Source organism: Bacillus sp. 41-22 (assembly GCF_025809295.1).
GTDB lineage: Bacteria > Bacillota > Bacilli > Bacillales > Bacillaceae_G > Bacillus_A > Bacillus_A mycoides.
In genome coordinates, this window is record NZ_CP084035.1 from 2,547,171 (window position 1) to 2,561,756 (window position 14,586).

The window sequence follows — 14,586 nt, forward strand, 5'->3', positions numbered from 1 at the left end:
CTTTTCATTAAGGGGGAAAAAATGTTTACTAAGGCTATTGTTATTGGTGGAAGTATCGCAGGAAAACTCGCCGCAAAGGCTTTATCAAATACGTTTGAAGAAGTAATCATTGTAGAAGCTGGTGAAGAATGGGATGGAAATGGTCCGCGAAAAAGAGTTCCGCAAAGTAATCATCCGCATGTGTTATTAAAAGGCGGCGAAGAAGCACTTGAGGAGTTGTTTCCTAACATTACTAATGAATTAATTGAAGCAGGTAGCATCGTAAATAACTTTACTCGCGATTTAAAATGGCATCAGTTCGGCCTATGGAAGCAGCCTTTCAAAGGCGAAATAAATATGATTCAACAAAGTCGTCTTCTGTTAGAATCGCATATTCAAAAACGAATTGAACAAGTTTCAAATGTTACTTCGAAGTATGAAATGTTGGTTGAAGGATTACTAGTAGATAACAAACTTAATAAAGTCTATGGAATAACAGCTAAATGTTTGAAAACAGGAATGAAAGAAGAATTTCATGCAGATCTTGTTGTTGATGCAAGTGGATTTGGTTCGAAAAGTATAGATTGGTTACAAGAATACAATTTCGAAGTACAAGAAGAGAAAGTAAGAATTGATTTGTTTTACGCAACTAGAATGTTTAGGCTCAAAGAAAAAGAGAAATTAGACTGCTGTAATATGCTTATGTCTCCAAGTTTTCCTGAGAATCCTTATGGTGTTCTAATTCAAACGATTGAAGATGATCGTTATTTTGTTACTTTTAGTGGATATGCGAATGAAAAAGCACCGCAAACAGATGATGAATTTTATGATTTTGCTGAAAACCTATCAATCACTAATGTTACAGAGTTTCTAAACAAATCTGAGGCGATTACCGATATAAAAACGTACAAAATTCCATATCAAGTACGCAGGCGATTTGATCTAGTTAATAATTTGCCTGAAGGATTGTTAGTAGTTGGAGATGCGCATTGTCGTTTTGATCCAGTTTTCGGACAAGGTGTTTCAGTTGCAGCTATGGAAGCTCACCAATTGCAACTAATTCTTCAAGGGAGAAAAAGGCTTGATAAAACATTAACTCGAGAGTTTTATAGGAAGACTGCTATGATTATCAAAACACCTTGGGAAATGACCACAACGGAGATAGCACGTCATCCTAAGTTACAGAAAGAATTAACTACGAAACAAAAATTTCAGCAATGGTATACGAAACAAATATATCAACTTTCTGCAAGTGATTCTGATATTTATATTCGGTTAGTCAGAGTTATGAACTTAATTCGTAGTCCATTTCATCTTTTTCATCCTAGAGTATTACTTACTGTATTACTCAGACGAAAGAAATAGCAGGAAAATTATCGTTTAAAAAAGAATGTATAACAGTTAGTAAATCAAGAAGGGGTAAACGGGATGGAAATATACATAGAACAATTAAAGAATCAAGACGCTGAAGATTTATTTAATTTTGAACTCACGAACAAATCATTTTTTGAAACAATGGTACCAAGTCGTGGCTCTAATTATTACGTGTATGAATACTTTCAAAAGCAACTTGCCGAACTATTAAAAGAACAAACTGAGGGGATTTCTTATTTTCATCTCATACGTAATACAGAAAAAGAAATTGTAGGACGTATCAATTTAGTTGATGTAGATAAGGAAAAACGAATTGGGTCGTTAGGCTACCGAGTTGGAGAGGATTTTACAAAAAAAGGAGTTGCAGCAGCATCTGTAAAATTGATTTTGGCTCAAGCAAGAGTCTATGAAATTAATGAAATACATGCTATGACAACAACAAATAACATAGCTTCACAAATTGTATTAGAAAAGAACGGATTTTCTCGTGAAAAGGAAGCGGAGACAACTACTGTAGATTTAAACGGGGAAAACGTAAATTTCGTACATTATATTTGGAGGACCACTAAGGGTTAAAAATAATAGGGAGGGACATGTACATGAAGGATTTACGTTATCCAATAGGTCAATTTACTTACGTAGGAACTATTACAGAAGAAATAATTGATAAATGGATTCAAGAAATAGAGGATTTACCTAATGAACTAGCAAGAGCGATAAAAGATTTAGATCAGAAGCAGTTAGATACACCGTATCGCGTCGGTGGATGGACTGTTCGCCAAGTTGTTCATCATGTTGTTGATAGTCATATGAATAGCTACATACGCTTTAAATTAGCACTGACAGAAAAGAATCCAACTATTAAACCGTACAAAGAAGAAAAATGGGCAGAGCTACCTGACTCGAAATTACCAGTAGATGTTTCACTTGTAATGCTAGATTCATTACATAAAAGATGGATTAACTTATTATATTCTTTAGAACCGGCAGATTTAGAAAAGACATTTAATCATCCTGAATCAGGAGAAACAAAACTTGCTGCTGCAATTGGACTATATGCATGGCACGGTCGTCATCATACAGCTCATATTACTTCTTTAAGAGAGCGTTTAAATTGGTAACATTAGAGAAGGCGACAGAAATTGATGCAGCAGTTTTATTTCAAATGCAAATAGACTCATTTAGTCCTTTATTAAATAAATATAAAGACTATGAAACAAATCCAGCAAATGAATCTATTGAAAAAACTATTTTAAGAATAAATAATCCGAGCAACAACTTTTATAAGATGATAATAGATTCGAACCTTGTTGGAGCGATATGTATATCCCAAAAAGAAAGACCTTATAAATTTTGGATCAGTCCAATGTTCATTCATCCAATCTATCAAGGGAAAGGAATCGCTAAGATGGTACTTATTTTAATTGAAGAGATGTTTCCAGAAGCACGGAGTTTTGAACTTGCTACGATTTTAGAAGAAGAAAGAAATTGTTTTCTATACGAAAAAATGGGGTATAAAAGAACAGAAGTAATAAAGAAATTAAATGATAAAACTACACTTATTTATTACAAAAAAGAAAGGTAAAGCATTTGAAATACGCTTTACCTTTTTATGTTATTTTAGATTAAATATACAAAAACAACGCATATCCTTCCAAAATACTCGGGTTATTAATTTCGATAATGAATAAATATACGGAAAGGCGTTATTTCGTCGTATATGTTACTAACGCTTTTTGAATGCTTAAAATACTATCGTCACCTTTAAATTCTTTCGTAATTGGATCATCCATACTAGATACCCAAATTTTAAGCTCTGCATCTAAATCAAAATGCCCAGCTGTTTCAATGCTAAATTGTGTAATGCTTTTATAAGGAATAGAATGATACTCTGTTTTTTTACCTGATATTCCTTGTTTATCTACTAAAATAAGACGACGATTTGTAAATACGATTAAATCACGAATTAATTTATAAGCATGCTCAATTTTCTCATCGTCTAGCATAATCTTTTCTAAATCACGTTCAACGCTTTCTGTACTCGCACTTGATGCATTTCCTAAAATACCACTAAATAAACCCATATGAAATTCCTCCTTTATAATATGTGGAATGAGTTTCTTATATTGTACCATGCGAATGGCTAATAGATTATGACATTGCTTCAATAGTTTTTTGTTATTATTGCAACCAATTTATATAACCTCATCCTAAAATCTTGTGCTAACATATAATTAAGAAAACAGAAGTAGAGGGATATAGCATGAAAAATATCGGTTTAGTATTAGAAGGCGGCGGAATGAAAGGATTATATACTGCAGGAGTACTCGAATATTTTATGGAAAGGGAATTATTCTTTCCGTATGTAGTCGGTGTATCCGCCGGAGCGTGTATGGGAGCAACATATTTGTCACGTCAAAAAGGAAGAAATAAAAAAGTGAATACAGAGCTAGTAGCAGATCACAGGTATATATCTTATCGAAACTTAATTCAAAAACGTGAATTATTTGGAATGGATTTTTTATTTGATGAAGTACCAAACAAAATTGTACCGTTTGATTTTCAAACATTCCTAAATTCAAATGAACAGTTTGTAATCGGAACGACTGATTGTGAATCAGGACAGGCAGTTTATTATAATAAAACAGAACATGGAAATGATATTTTAAAAATTATTCGTGCATCAAGCTCTGTGCCGTTTATAGCACCTGCTGTAGAATATGATAATCGAAAATTGTTAGATGGAGGGATTATAGATCCTATTCCAGTTTTTAAAGCGCAAAATGATGGTTATTTAAAAAACGTTGTTATAATGACAAAGCCAGAAGGATACGAGAAGCAGCGTAATAAATTTTCTGGACTAGCTAAAATTTTATATAGAAGATATCCAAAAATCGCAGAGCATTTAGTAGAACATTATCGTTTTTATAATGAAACTGTATCTTATATGAATCACAACGAACACAAAGATAATTTTTATGTAATTCAGCCAAGCGCACAGCTTCCTATAAGCGGAATAGAAAGAAATAAAGAGAAACTTGTTAACCTATATAATCTCGGCTATACAGATGCTCAATATCATTATGAAAAATTATTAAATTGGATAGAGAAATAAAGGGGTGGAAAGTTGCTATTAGGTAAAAAGGTTATTTTTAATGAATTGCAGAAAATACATAGTCCGCTGCTTAAACCGTTTCCGAATTGTGCCCTTCGAAAAATACGAAAAGATTTTAATAATATGTTTACAGAAGATGATTGCATAAGCGCTGATTTAAATTATTATTGGATGCACACAGCTGGTACTTTAAGTTACATACTTAATAACAACGAAAAGGAGATTGTGTTTGATCAAATAAAGTGGCTAAAGAAATCGTTTTTTGAATGGTTTCCGCAATATCGTTTTATAGAAACAGAAATTGTGAAGTATCCCATTTTGTATAGAGATTTCATGAATTATGAGAAGGCCCGGAAACTATTACTGTATTATCTTACTGAATAAAAATAAAAACGTACAAGTTATGCTGCTTGTGCGTTTTTTTGTTCATAAAAAATACAATTTTAATACCTTGTTTATATAGGGATTCTAATACGAAGAAAGAAGTACATATAGAATGATGTAAAGGAGGGAGAGGCGTTTAGATACCGTTTTCCTTTAATCCATTATCCAATTCGAATATAGTTAGTTATTTATGATAAAATATTTCGAGTGAAATCAAGTACTTATTATATCCAGTATTAAATAAGTTAAGCCAGGAGGAACAATAGTAACATGGAAAACGTGTCAAATATAGATAAATTGGAATCAATAAAATCTTTACAATCGACAATTCGTAAACTTGAAAATGCTTTTTCACAGATGACTCAAAAGGGAGCAAATACTACCTTAGTGAAAAAAAGGCTTAAAGCCGTTTGTATAGGGCTAGCAGTGTTAGAGAACGTGTGGAATCAAGAAAGTCATCGGTATAGCCAAGAAGAGTTAGCAGAAGCTCGTAATATCCTTGCTGGTTTGCTTCCATCAATTGAGAGAGCCTATGATAAGTCTAAGGCTGGTAGTCCTCAAAGAACACTTTTAGAAAGAAGAATAAAAGCGTTGGAACTTTCTATTCAGGCAATTGATAAACCTTCTAAATAAATAACTCATCTAAATACATAACATACTAATCCTAAATTTTATAAAAGCAATCTAGTGAAAAGAAAGAAATACAAAGGAGGCAGATGGGTGACTTCAATAATTAGTCCTAAGTTAGAGGAGCTTAATAATCAATTAAAAAAAGGAAACGAGAAAGCAATTTATACTTTTTTGCATGAAATAAAGTCAAATAATACGCCACTAATAGAACAATGTCCTGTAGAAAATCAGTATAAGCTTATAACGTATATATCGTTAGGGGATCAAAAAACTGAAAACGTTTATGTATTCGGTAGTTTTCCTGGTTGGGATCTGTCTGTAAATCAACTACAACGGTTGTTACAGACAGATATTTGGTATGTAACGTTTAGGACGGATGAGAGTTTTATTTCAACGTACTATTTTTCAGTAAACGATTTTTTCGAAAATGATTGGATAAAGCGCAGTGAAAAGTACCAACTAGATCGATTTAATAAAAATACATTTGGAGAAGATGCCAATAAAGCGTCTGTGTTAAACAGTACAGTATAGCAGTCGTTTTCCTTCAGATCATTATCCATCTGGAAAAATTGAAACATATTCTTTTCATAGTACGATTTTAAATGACACACGTAAAATTTATATTTATACGCCTCATGACTATTCTCACACTTCACATCTTCAAGAACTTCTCATTGTGTTTGATGGGAATTCATTCATTAATAACCTTTCAATCGCAAGAACACTCAATTATTTAATATACGAAAAAGAAATCCCATCTTGTATTGCTGTTGCAATAGAACCCGTTGATCGACTAGAAGAGCTAACTTATAACGATAAAATGAATACATTTTTAACGGAGGAACTACTTCCATGGATTCAAGCTAGGTATCACGTATATCAAGAAAAGAATCATACAACAATTGCTGGTTTCAGTCTTGGTGGCTTAGCAGCTTTTTATGCAGCGCTTCAAAATCCACATGTTTTCGGAAACGTGTTGTCAATGTCTGGATCCGTGCATTGGAAAAAGGATGGTTATGAAAATCAAATTCCTTGGATTGAAAATCAAATTTCATCTATAGATTCTAATACGAGTCAACCTCATTTTTACATAGCAGCAGGAGAACTTGAAAACAAACCTCTTTTAACGGCTAATAGACGCCTGTATAAAGCTTTAAAAGAAAAAGGATACCAAATTACTTATGAAGAGTTTCAAGGCGGTCATGACGGTGTTTGGTGGCGAGAAAAGTTATTTGATGGGTTGAAAGCATTAAAACATACAAAAACCACACTATAAAATAAAAAGGAGAGAGAATCTATGAATCAAGATGAGCTAGATAAAAAACTTAAAAAACAAGAAATTTTAGTTAAAGATGAAAAAGTTTGGTCGTTCACGTATGAGGATCATATTAGCTCTATCGTTAAACAGGCAGAAAAGACAGGAGCGTTTAATGATTTACCTGGGAAAGGGAAACCTCTTAATCTTGATAAAGATCTTTCGTATAATCCTGACAAGCAACTTTATAGAACTTTGAAAAATAATCATGTTTTGCCTAGGTGGATTGAACTTTCAAAGGAAATAGATCATCTAAAAGAAAATTTAAAAGAACTAACGGATAATGTAGAAGCAGCTATGTTAATTACAACTATTAATAAAAAGGTCTCAGAACATAATTTACTTTGTCCGCCAAGTGCGCAAAAAATGAGGGTTAAAACGGATATTTAACGATTTTCAATGAAGTTATCTGTTGCTATATAATTAAGTAGGGCATTTTCAATTCATTATTAAGGGGAGGCAAATGTAATGAAGAATACGTATCAACTTCAAATTCCGAAAGAACTTGAGCAGTATCGTAGTATTTTAGAAGAAAGTGTGAAACCGTATATTAAAGTGTCTGGAACGCAAGCAGAAACAACTCTTTTTGAAAGTAAGTTTGGTGGCTATCCGTATGTACCTATAAATCAAGAGCATCCTAAAGATTCAAATGGACAACCTATGATGTTACTTGCGCAGCTAAACTTTGAAGAAATGCCGCATGTTGAATATATGCCTCAAAAGGGTATGCTACAGTTTTTCGTAAGTGCTGAAGATGAGCTTTACGGAGCAGATTTTGATCATCCAACAATCCAAAAAGACTTTCGAATTATTTATCATTCTACAATTATAGAAGATTTAAATAAGGTTATTACTGATTTTAGTTATTTAAACACTTCAGAATTAGAGGACTTTATCATACCTGAAGCAGCGAAATTAAAGTTTGAATTGGGTTATCAGCCCGTAACATCAAGGGATTATCGATTTGAAAAGATGTTTAGTGAGGAAATTGATTGGGAAGAAATTGTTGATGAAGAAAATAATACAGAATTAGGCGAACTGTATGATGATTTATGTAAAGATCAAGGGCATAAAATTGGTGGTTATCCATTTTTCACACAGACAGATCCAAGGGAATGGGAAGAAAAATACCAGCAACATGATATATTATTGCTGCAAATCGATACAGATGATTCATTAAATATTATGTGGGGAGATTCTGGTGTTGCTAATTTCTTTATAAAGAAAGACGATTTATTAAATCTAGATTTTTCCAATGTTATTTACAATTGGGATTGTTACTAAAAATAGATAAATGGATTACTAGCTAGCAAAAGAAATCTTCCTGAAGGTGAGGAGGATTTTTTTACGTTAAAAATAAACGTTATGTTAACTAGAATGAAGAATACAATGAAAGTCAAGCGTAAATAAAAGAAATAACAACAAAAATATAAAATAATAAAACATATGTAATTAGCAATAAATCTATAAAGCAAAACATAAAATGAAATTTATCATTTGTATAGAAAAATTTATTTCGCATAAAAAAAATTCCGTGCTAATCAAAATTATTTTTGATTCGTTAAACGATAATTAATCGATTAAGATTTGCTGTGATTAATTTATAGCAAAATAAACGATAAAAACTGTAGAAATTCATTTAGATAAGATTTTATGTGAATCTCATTAAAAATCCCCGTTTCGTCTCATTAAGTATAGTTTACTTGGTTTTTGATACAGATAAACACTTACTCTATATAACTTCGTATAATATATATTATGTTAACTAGTAAAAAGTAATAAACCTATTATATATTAGTTATGGTTGTTAGCCTCCCCTTTTTAATTTGGTTCATAATGTGTTGTAGATTGTGTGGTTATTTGTTTTTTAAGTTATTTATGTTGTGTTATTGATAAGAATGTTTCCGTGTATAATTTATATTTTAGTTAATAAAAAACGCAATTCGTTTAAAGTGAACGAATTGCGTTGATATGATTAAGAATAAGTTTTTAAAATTAGTTTGCTACAGCAATTGCTTCGATTTCAATTAATAAGTTATCGTTAATTAACTTTCTAACTTCTACAGCTGAACTTGCTGGTGGATTCTTAGTATCAATGTATTGATCTCGAACACCTCTAACAATGGCCATTTGAGAAATATCTGTTAAGAAAAATGTTAATTTTACTACATCATTAAAATTTAATTCTGAAGCTTCTAATGCTACTTTAATATTTTCAAATACTTGGCGCGTTTGTGTACCTAAATCTCCATGCCCAACTATATGACCATCAACATTAATCGCTACTTGTCCTGATATGTAAATTGTCCGTGTAGCGTTACTAACCTCAACAATATGTGAGTATCCAAAAGTTGCTGGCATAGTTTCCGGGTTGATAAATTTCTTTTGCAAGGTGCATCTCCCCTATTTATATCGTATTTTCTTCATGTTTGATTTTAGATGAATATCTATTTTACAAATGATTTTTCACATATCCTTCTGCTACATATGTGGAGTTATAATACGCTGCTTATATTTATAAAATTAGGTATTTAATAGATTATATATGTTTGATTTTCTTGAGTGCTGATACTAATTATGCCTTGTTTTATTAATTCTTCAGTTATTTTTGTATAGAAAAAGTGATACCACCAAATAAAAAATTCTTCGTAAGTTATTTCTTTTGCGTATCTGCTGCTTGCAAAGTATTCTTTTAAAGGTTTCTCATTTTCTTTACATAATAAGATCAAATCTTTACTGATTGTGTTCGCGATTTCGTTAAGTATAGATAAATCTTTAGCTTTAAACACTGGGATAATTCATTGCGAATTTTTATATAAGCCTAATTTTTCGTATAATACATTTGAATTTAAGTCTACTTGTCTATCTACTGCTACAAAATTTTTAACTAATTGTTTTTTGTATAATTAATATCAGTAATAGCATCGTGAAAATATTCTTCAAACGTTTCTTTATTCGCAGTTATTAAATTCAAAGTTGTATATGGAGTGTTTCCATAAAGACCAATTTGATATTCCCCTAAATCCAAATACGTATTACCATACATTCCAAAGGACTCTTTGTCTGTTTGTTCTTGTTCTATAATCGCATAATAATATCTTTTATTGTTTCTCAAAGGCCGTTCTGTTTCTAAATAGTTTTCCTCAATGTTAATTATTTGTCCAAAATCTAATAACACACCACTATATAGTAAAAGACTATACGATTCTTTAGGTAAATGATTAAATGTCTCGATTCTTTTAGACATAGCATCAATTTGATTAGAATGCTTTTCAATTATGTTAAGTGCAGTTTTAATTAGAGGCTCACATAGGTTATACAGTTTTTCTCCTTCATTAGCTGTTATAACCATACATGTTGGATAGTAACTCCCTTCTGTCTCATTCAATAAACCTCCTAGTTCTAATGCGTGCATTTGTTTTTCGAATTCCTCGTTAGTCCAATTTAGCTTCGTTTTTATAGTATTTGATTCTATGCCCAGATGGAGCATTACAAGTAAATATTGAAAGTTTGTTCCGCTTATTTTTAAAGTTGGATAATTGTCAACTTATGAAATCATTTTTGTCTCATAAGTTGTTTTAAGTATTTTCTCCGGAGTATAATTAGCAAGCATTTTAAAATACCTTCTTTTTTAGTAATTTAATTGTAAAACCTATGTATTTACTATGTTCTATAAATAAAAATTAGTATCCTTTAATGATTTCAAATAAAAAACCTTAGTATAGCTATGTTGATACCTATACTAAGGTTATCTAGAATTCTATATTTAATTATTGATATTTAATAGTTTACATTTAGACTTCTTTTTTCTTTCTTCTAGCATTTATAGACTCTCCTTCCTGTGGATAATTAGTTACCTATCTGCTTCTATAACATATAAAGAAACATACGGTCTTTGTTGTTTATAAGAAAGAATGTACTTAAACAAAACAATTCACAAATACATAATATTAGTTTTAGCTGCTGCTAAATGAATTCTATTTTTTATATATAAATAATAAATTTGAAGAATTTATGAAATGTACTGCATTTAAGATGAAAGGTAAAATGATTTCGTTTAAACTACAATTAGCTACAATAACAACATACGTATATTGTTAAACGTAAAAAGGAGAACTAATGAAAAAGAAATATATGAATCAAATTCCGACTGATGTAAGTTTTAATCCGAAAGATATTATCGGTTTAATGACTGATTACTTTAAAATGAAAACAAAGCTACGTCCTGTAAAGAATTTACCTATTGTTTTATCGAATAAAAATAATGAATCTTTAGAGAGTGTGACATGGTTTGGGCACTCTGCTTCTCTTTTGAAAATAGAAGGTAAAAAATTGTTATTAGACCCTATGTTTGGAGATGCCTCTTCCCCATTTCCTGTGTTTAATAGTAAGCGGTATAGTGGTGCTTTTTCTTTAGAACATGATGAACTTCAAGAAATTGATGCGATTATCATTTCTCATAATCACTATGATCATTTAAATTACAAAAGTATTATGCGGTTAAAAGATTATGCGAAGCATTTTTATGTCCCGATTGGAGTTGCGCGTTATCTTATTAAATGGGGTGTTTCACCTAATAAAATTAGTGAACATAATTGGTGGGATGAAATTACGTTTGATAATATTAAGTTAGTTTGCGCTCCTGCAAGGCATTTCTCTGGACGAAGTATGACAGATAAAGATCGTTCTTTATGGTGTTCATGGCTTATTCTTGGTCAAGAAACGAAAGTCTTCTTTAGCGGTGATAGCGGTTATGCGCCTCACTTTAAGGAAATTGGTGAGAAATATGGTCCATTCGATCTTACTTTAATGGAATGCGGGCAGTACGATACGAGATGGTCTGCTATTCATATGTTGCCAGAAGAAACAGTACAAGCTCATATTGACGTTAAAGGAGAATTGCTTGTTCCTATTCATTGGGGTGCTTTTACGTTAGCATTACATGAATGGAGTGATCCAATTGAACGTGTTACGAAAGAAGCAAATCGTTTAGGGGTTAATATTGCAACGCCACAAATCGGTGAAGCTATTACGTTACAATCTAAAGATTATCCTACGGCTGCTTGGTGGCGAGAAGTGTAAGTATAATAAAAAGCGAACCAATTTAATATTGATGGTTCGCTTTTTATTCATTTATGACTCATCTATTAAAATTCTTTGTTTTATCTACTGGAATTGCATTTTTCATCTTTTCTGTTGTCCAATATCCTGTAGGGTCTTCCATATCGTTTGAATCTTGAATAGCCGATGGGATATTGGGAGCTTTTTTCACTTGAGTAAGAGTATCTTTTTCGCTAGAGGCTGCCAATGCTAAGTAAATAATTAAAGGTATTATAATAGTAATACTAGTTATATATATCCAAAATAATTGATTTCCTTTTTTCATGAGCTCCTCCTTCTATTACATACTAATCTCCCCTAATTACTACTTTACTATATTTGCTTTCCTGCTATTTAAAATACTCTCCCTCACGTTAAATTTTATCTTTAGTTTCACTTCGACTACATTAGCTATTTTCTGTTACTGCTTACACTAATTTATTTATTGAATCTATTGGGCTGGTCTGCTTAGCTAATTCTTTATTCTTATACTCTACTAATTTATGATTTGATAAAACGCAAGAGTGCTCTAATATTAATTCATTATAAAGTACTTCAGTTAAAAATTTAGGTATCATCTCTCCTACGCCGTAATTATAGTCACTTAGAATCCAAGATACCTCTTTCCAATCTAGAATTCCTTCTGAGACTTTTTTTGGAGTGTGATATGTAAATTCATTAAGTAGCTTTACTAAATAGACATACATGCCACCAGAATATGAGGAATCCTCCCATTTAATAATGCCTTTAAATTGAATTTGATTTTGTTCAACATCTATATTTGTTTCTTCTTTTATTTCACGAATTGCATTTTCTAACGGTGTTTCTCCTTTTTCTATCCTCCCTCCTACACCATTCCATAATCCTTTTACAGGATCATATTCTCTATTTAGCATAAGTATTTCTTCATTTCTTTTTATAAAACATAAAGTGTGCTTGTACATAATTTAATTCCTTCCTTTGTTCTCAATAAGTTCTAACAGGCGATATTAAATATACTGCTGCAGATTGTTCACCTGCTTCAATTAATATCGGTCTCATGGAACCGCCAAAACTTAAAGTAACTCTATCTTCTTTTATTGCTTTTAAAGTATCGACCATATATCGTCCGTCGAAAGATATATTTAATTGCTTTTCACCGTGAATCGCATCTATTTGTTGTGTCTCGGATATTTTACCAATTTGAGAAGCGTTGGAAGAAATTTGTATTGTGCATTCGTCGATGATTTCTAAGTTAACGTTGTTGTTTGCCCATTCACTAGCCAATAAACTTGACCGATCTACACCTTGTAAAATCTTTTTTCTATCTATATTAATAATCGTTTGGGATTCATTTGGAATTAGGCCGGATATATTAGGATATTTCCCTTCAATAAGCCTTGAATACAACGTAATTGTACCGAATTTAAAAATAATGTGACTCTCTGAAAGATATATGTATACTAAATTTGAATTACTGCTCATTAATTTTAGTAGTTCACTAATAGTGGAACTTGGTACAATGCAATTTAATTTCGCATGTGAAGAAATGGGTATTTCACGTAAAGCCAGTCTGTGCGAATCAGTAGCAGCACAAATTAATTTGTTATGATCAATAACGAAATGTACGCCAGTAAGAACTGGTCTAGATTCATTTTTAGCAGTTGCAAAGACAGTTTGTTTGAATACCTCAATCAGCTGTTCCGTTTCTACTTGTATTTCTGTATGTGAGTCTAAAAATGGTACATTAGGAAATTCATTTGCCGAGAGTCCATTTAAGTTTAAAGTAATTTCATCTGATTGAATTGTAATCAACTGCTCATTCATACTTTTTATTAAAATCTCACTTGGCATTTTCTTAATAATTTCAATGAAATACTTTGCTGGTACAACAATACTTCCTGCTTTTAAAATAGTTGTAATTTGTTCGTCTTCAATTGAAATAGGTATAAATTTTTCAATGAAAATATTCGAATTACTTGCGATTAAAGTAATTCCAGATTGATCTGCTGTTATCTTTATTCCGGATAATATAGGAATTAAAGTTTTTGTTGAGATAGCTTTACTTACTTCTGAAAGAGCTTGTGTAAATTGTTTGTGATTAACGATAAACTCCATTTTTCCCCCGCCTTAAATGAAATACTATCTTTATGAAGATTGATGAATAATAGTTCCATTAAAAATATAAGGAACTGTTTCTTTCTTTTGTAAAAGGCTTTTTAAGTGTTCTGGTATACGTAAATAAGGTTCTGCTGAATCTAATTCCATCCAGGTAATCTCCTCAATCTCTTTTGGCCGTGATATACAGATTTCCCCTCCGGTTATTTCTCCTAAAAAATTAAAGAAGATTGCATGATGTCCTCTCTCCTCAAAAAAGGCTTCACTAATGGAACAAACCCCTTTTACGGATATGTCTAGCCCTGTTTCTTCTTTCACTTCACGAATTGCTGCCTCTTCTAACGTTTCCCCGAATTTAACTGCTCCACCTGGTAAAGTGTAATAAGAACCATTTTCCCCTTTGTTTTTAACCATTAATAGCTTTTCATGAGTTTCATCATATAGAAGTGCGTATGTAACATTTACTTTTTTCATATGTAACCCCCTTGAATGGTGAAAATTTTCTGTCTTTATTTTATTCTATCATTAAATTGTTTTGATTCATAAAAAGTAATTTGAGTAAATAACTAATACGAAACGATATCGTGTTCAT

16 protein-coding genes and 2 pseudogenes are annotated in these 14,586 nt (G+C 31.5%); 11 read left to right on the plus strand and 7 right to left on the minus strand.

What is annotated here, in order from left to right; genetic code table 11:
* Positions 1 to 21 precede the first annotated feature (21 nt).
* The 4 genes from LCF45_RS12885 (at position 22) to LCF45_RS12900 (ending at position 2,938) form a co-directional block, all read left to right on the plus strand.
* The gene (locus LCF45_RS12885) at positions 22 to 1,344 is read left to right on the plus strand and encodes an FAD-dependent oxidoreductase (RefSeq protein WP_002013257.1); all 1,323 of its coding nucleotides are present in this window, start codon (positions 22 to 24) and stop codon (positions 1,342 to 1,344) included.
* Positions 1,345 to 1,407: 63 nt separating this feature from the next.
* Entirely contained in the window at positions 1,408 to 1,929 is a 522-nt protein-coding gene (locus tag LCF45_RS12890; protein ID WP_002127596.1) for a GNAT family N-acetyltransferase, read from the plus strand.
* 23 nt (positions 1,930 to 1,952) lie between these two features.
* Positions 1,953 to 2,474, plus strand: coding sequence for a YfiT family bacillithiol transferase (locus LCF45_RS12895; RefSeq protein WP_002013255.1), 522 nt, complete (start codon positions 1,953 to 1,955; stop codon positions 2,472 to 2,474).
* On the plus strand, positions 2,414 to 2,938 hold the full coding sequence (locus LCF45_RS12900) for a GNAT family N-acetyltransferase (protein WP_078206904.1): 525 nt from the start codon (positions 2,414 to 2,416) through the stop codon (positions 2,936 to 2,938). The genes LCF45_RS12895 and LCF45_RS12900 overlap by 61 nt, the downstream gene beginning before the upstream one ends.
* A gap of 121 nt (positions 2,939 to 3,059) precedes the next feature.
* Here the strand turns inward: LCF45_RS12900 and LCF45_RS12905 are convergent, their stop codons facing one another.
* Positions 3,060 to 3,437: a PH domain-containing protein gene (locus tag LCF45_RS12905; protein WP_078203286.1), complete on the minus strand. Its 378-nt coding sequence runs from the start codon at positions 3,435 to 3,437 to the stop codon at positions 3,060 to 3,062.
* Positions 3,438 to 3,616: 179 nt separating this feature from the next.
* Between LCF45_RS12905 and LCF45_RS12910 the strand changes: the two genes are divergently transcribed.
* From LCF45_RS12910 to LCF45_RS12935, 6 genes and pseudogenes are all read left to right on the plus strand, one after another.
* Positions 3,617 to 4,468 (plus strand): patatin-like phospholipase family protein, encoded by an 852-nt coding sequence (locus LCF45_RS12910; RefSeq protein ID WP_002127598.1) that lies wholly within the window; start codon positions 3,617 to 3,619, stop codon positions 4,466 to 4,468.
* Between the two features lie 12 nt (positions 4,469 to 4,480).
* Positions 4,481 to 4,852: a YxiJ-like family protein gene (locus LCF45_RS12915; protein WP_263894874.1), complete on the plus strand. Its 372-nt coding sequence runs from the start codon at positions 4,481 to 4,483 to the stop codon at positions 4,850 to 4,852.
* Between the two features lie 270 nt (positions 4,853 to 5,122).
* A complete protein-coding gene (locus LCF45_RS12920; protein WP_002127600.1) occupies positions 5,123 to 5,485 on the plus strand; it encodes a hypothetical protein in 363 nt (120 codons plus the stop codon).
* 87 nt (positions 5,486 to 5,572) lie between these two features.
* A pseudogene (locus LCF45_RS12925) lies at positions 5,573 to 6,758 on the plus strand (alpha/beta hydrolase).
* Positions 6,759 to 6,779: 21 nt separating this feature from the next.
* Positions 6,780 to 7,187 carry a DnaJ family domain-containing protein gene (locus LCF45_RS12930; protein ID WP_002136558.1) on the plus strand — a complete coding sequence of 136 codons (408 nt, stop codon included), beginning with the start codon at positions 6,780 to 6,782 and terminating at the stop codon, positions 7,185 to 7,187.
* Positions 7,188 to 7,265: 78 nt separating this feature from the next.
* On the plus strand, positions 7,266 to 8,081 hold the full coding sequence (locus LCF45_RS12935) for a YwqG family protein (protein WP_016127058.1): 816 nt from the start codon (positions 7,266 to 7,268) through the stop codon (positions 8,079 to 8,081).
* Positions 8,082 to 8,792: 711 nt separating this feature from the next.
* Here LCF45_RS12935 and LCF45_RS12940 read toward each other — a convergent pair.
* Complete coding sequence (locus tag LCF45_RS12940; RefSeq protein ID WP_002127604.1) at positions 8,793 to 9,188, minus strand: RidA family protein; 396 nt, start codon at positions 9,186 to 9,188, stop codon at positions 8,793 to 8,795.
* 140 nt (positions 9,189 to 9,328) lie between these two features.
* Positions 9,329 to 10,287: pseudogene (locus tag LCF45_RS12945) on the minus strand (hypothetical protein).
* A 629-nt stretch (positions 10,288 to 10,916) separates the two neighbouring features.
* Here LCF45_RS12945 and LCF45_RS12950 point away from each other — a divergent pair.
* Complete coding sequence (locus tag LCF45_RS12950) at positions 10,917 to 11,879, plus strand: MBL fold metallo-hydrolase (protein WP_002127606.1); 963 nt, start codon at positions 10,917 to 10,919, stop codon at positions 11,877 to 11,879.
* A 58-nt stretch (positions 11,880 to 11,937) separates the two neighbouring features.
* On the opposite strand, the gene LCF45_RS12955 is transcribed toward LCF45_RS12950, so the two are convergent.
* From LCF45_RS12955 to LCF45_RS12970, 4 genes are all read right to left on the minus strand, one after another.
* Entirely contained in the window at positions 11,938 to 12,183 is a 246-nt protein-coding gene (locus LCF45_RS12955; protein ID WP_002127608.1) for a hypothetical protein, read from the minus strand.
* A 142-nt stretch (positions 12,184 to 12,325) separates the two neighbouring features.
* Positions 12,326 to 12,841: an NUDIX hydrolase gene (locus tag LCF45_RS12960; protein ID WP_263894875.1), complete on the minus strand. Its 516-nt coding sequence runs from the start codon at positions 12,839 to 12,841 to the stop codon at positions 12,326 to 12,328.
* A 22-nt stretch (positions 12,842 to 12,863) separates the two neighbouring features.
* Positions 12,864 to 13,994, minus strand: a complete 1,131-nt coding sequence (dnaN, locus tag LCF45_RS12965) for a DNA polymerase III subunit beta (protein ID WP_002127610.1) — start codon at positions 13,992 to 13,994, stop codon at positions 12,864 to 12,866.
* 30 nt (positions 13,995 to 14,024) lie between these two features.
* Positions 14,025 to 14,468, minus strand: a complete 444-nt coding sequence (locus LCF45_RS12970; RefSeq protein ID WP_002085308.1) for an NUDIX hydrolase — start codon at positions 14,466 to 14,468, stop codon at positions 14,025 to 14,027.
* Between the last annotated feature and the right edge of the window lie 118 nt (positions 14,469 to 14,586).

Excerpts from the sequence above, each read along its gene's own strand:
- LCF45_RS12885 (WP_002013257.1), top strand. The coding sequence starts at position 22 with ATGTTTACTAAGGCTATTGTTATTGGTGGAAGTATCGCAGGAAAACTC.
- LCF45_RS12890 (WP_002127596.1), top strand. The coding sequence starts at position 1,408 with ATGGAAATATACATAGAACAATTAAAGAATCAAGACGCTGAAGATTTA.
- LCF45_RS12895 (WP_002013255.1), top strand. The coding sequence starts at position 1,953 with ATGAAGGATTTACGTTATCCAATAGGTCAATTTACTTACGTAGGAACT.
- LCF45_RS12900 (WP_078206904.1), top strand. The coding sequence starts at position 2,414 with ATGGCACGGTCGTCATCATACAGCTCATATTACTTCTTTAAGAGAGCG.
- LCF45_RS12905 (WP_078203286.1), bottom strand. The coding sequence starts at position 3,437 with ATGGGTTTATTTAGTGGTATTTTAGGAAATGCATCAAGTGCGAGTACA.
- LCF45_RS12910 (WP_002127598.1), top strand. The coding sequence starts at position 3,617 with ATGAAAAATATCGGTTTAGTATTAGAAGGCGGCGGAATGAAAGGATTA.
- LCF45_RS12920 (WP_002127600.1), top strand. The coding sequence starts at position 5,123 with ATGGAAAACGTGTCAAATATAGATAAATTGGAATCAATAAAATCTTTA.
- LCF45_RS12930 (WP_002136558.1), top strand. The coding sequence starts at position 6,780 with ATGAATCAAGATGAGCTAGATAAAAAACTTAAAAAACAAGAAATTTTA.
- LCF45_RS12935 (WP_016127058.1), top strand. The coding sequence starts at position 7,266 with ATGAAGAATACGTATCAACTTCAAATTCCGAAAGAACTTGAGCAGTAT.
- LCF45_RS12950 (WP_002127606.1), top strand. The coding sequence starts at position 10,917 with ATGAAAAAGAAATATATGAATCAAATTCCGACTGATGTAAGTTTTAAT.
- LCF45_RS12955 (WP_002127608.1), bottom strand. The coding sequence starts at position 12,183 with ATGAAAAAAGGAAATCAATTATTTTGGATATATATAACTAGTATTACT.
- LCF45_RS12960 (WP_263894875.1), bottom strand. The coding sequence starts at position 12,841 with ATGTACAAGCACACTTTATGTTTTATAAAAAGAAATGAAGAAATACTT.
- dnaN (WP_002127610.1), bottom strand. The coding sequence starts at position 13,994 with ATGGAGTTTATCGTTAATCACAAACAATTTACACAAGCTCTTTCAGAA.
- LCF45_RS12970 (WP_002085308.1), bottom strand. The coding sequence starts at position 14,468 with ATGAAAAAAGTAAATGTTACATACGCACTTCTATATGATGAAACTCAT.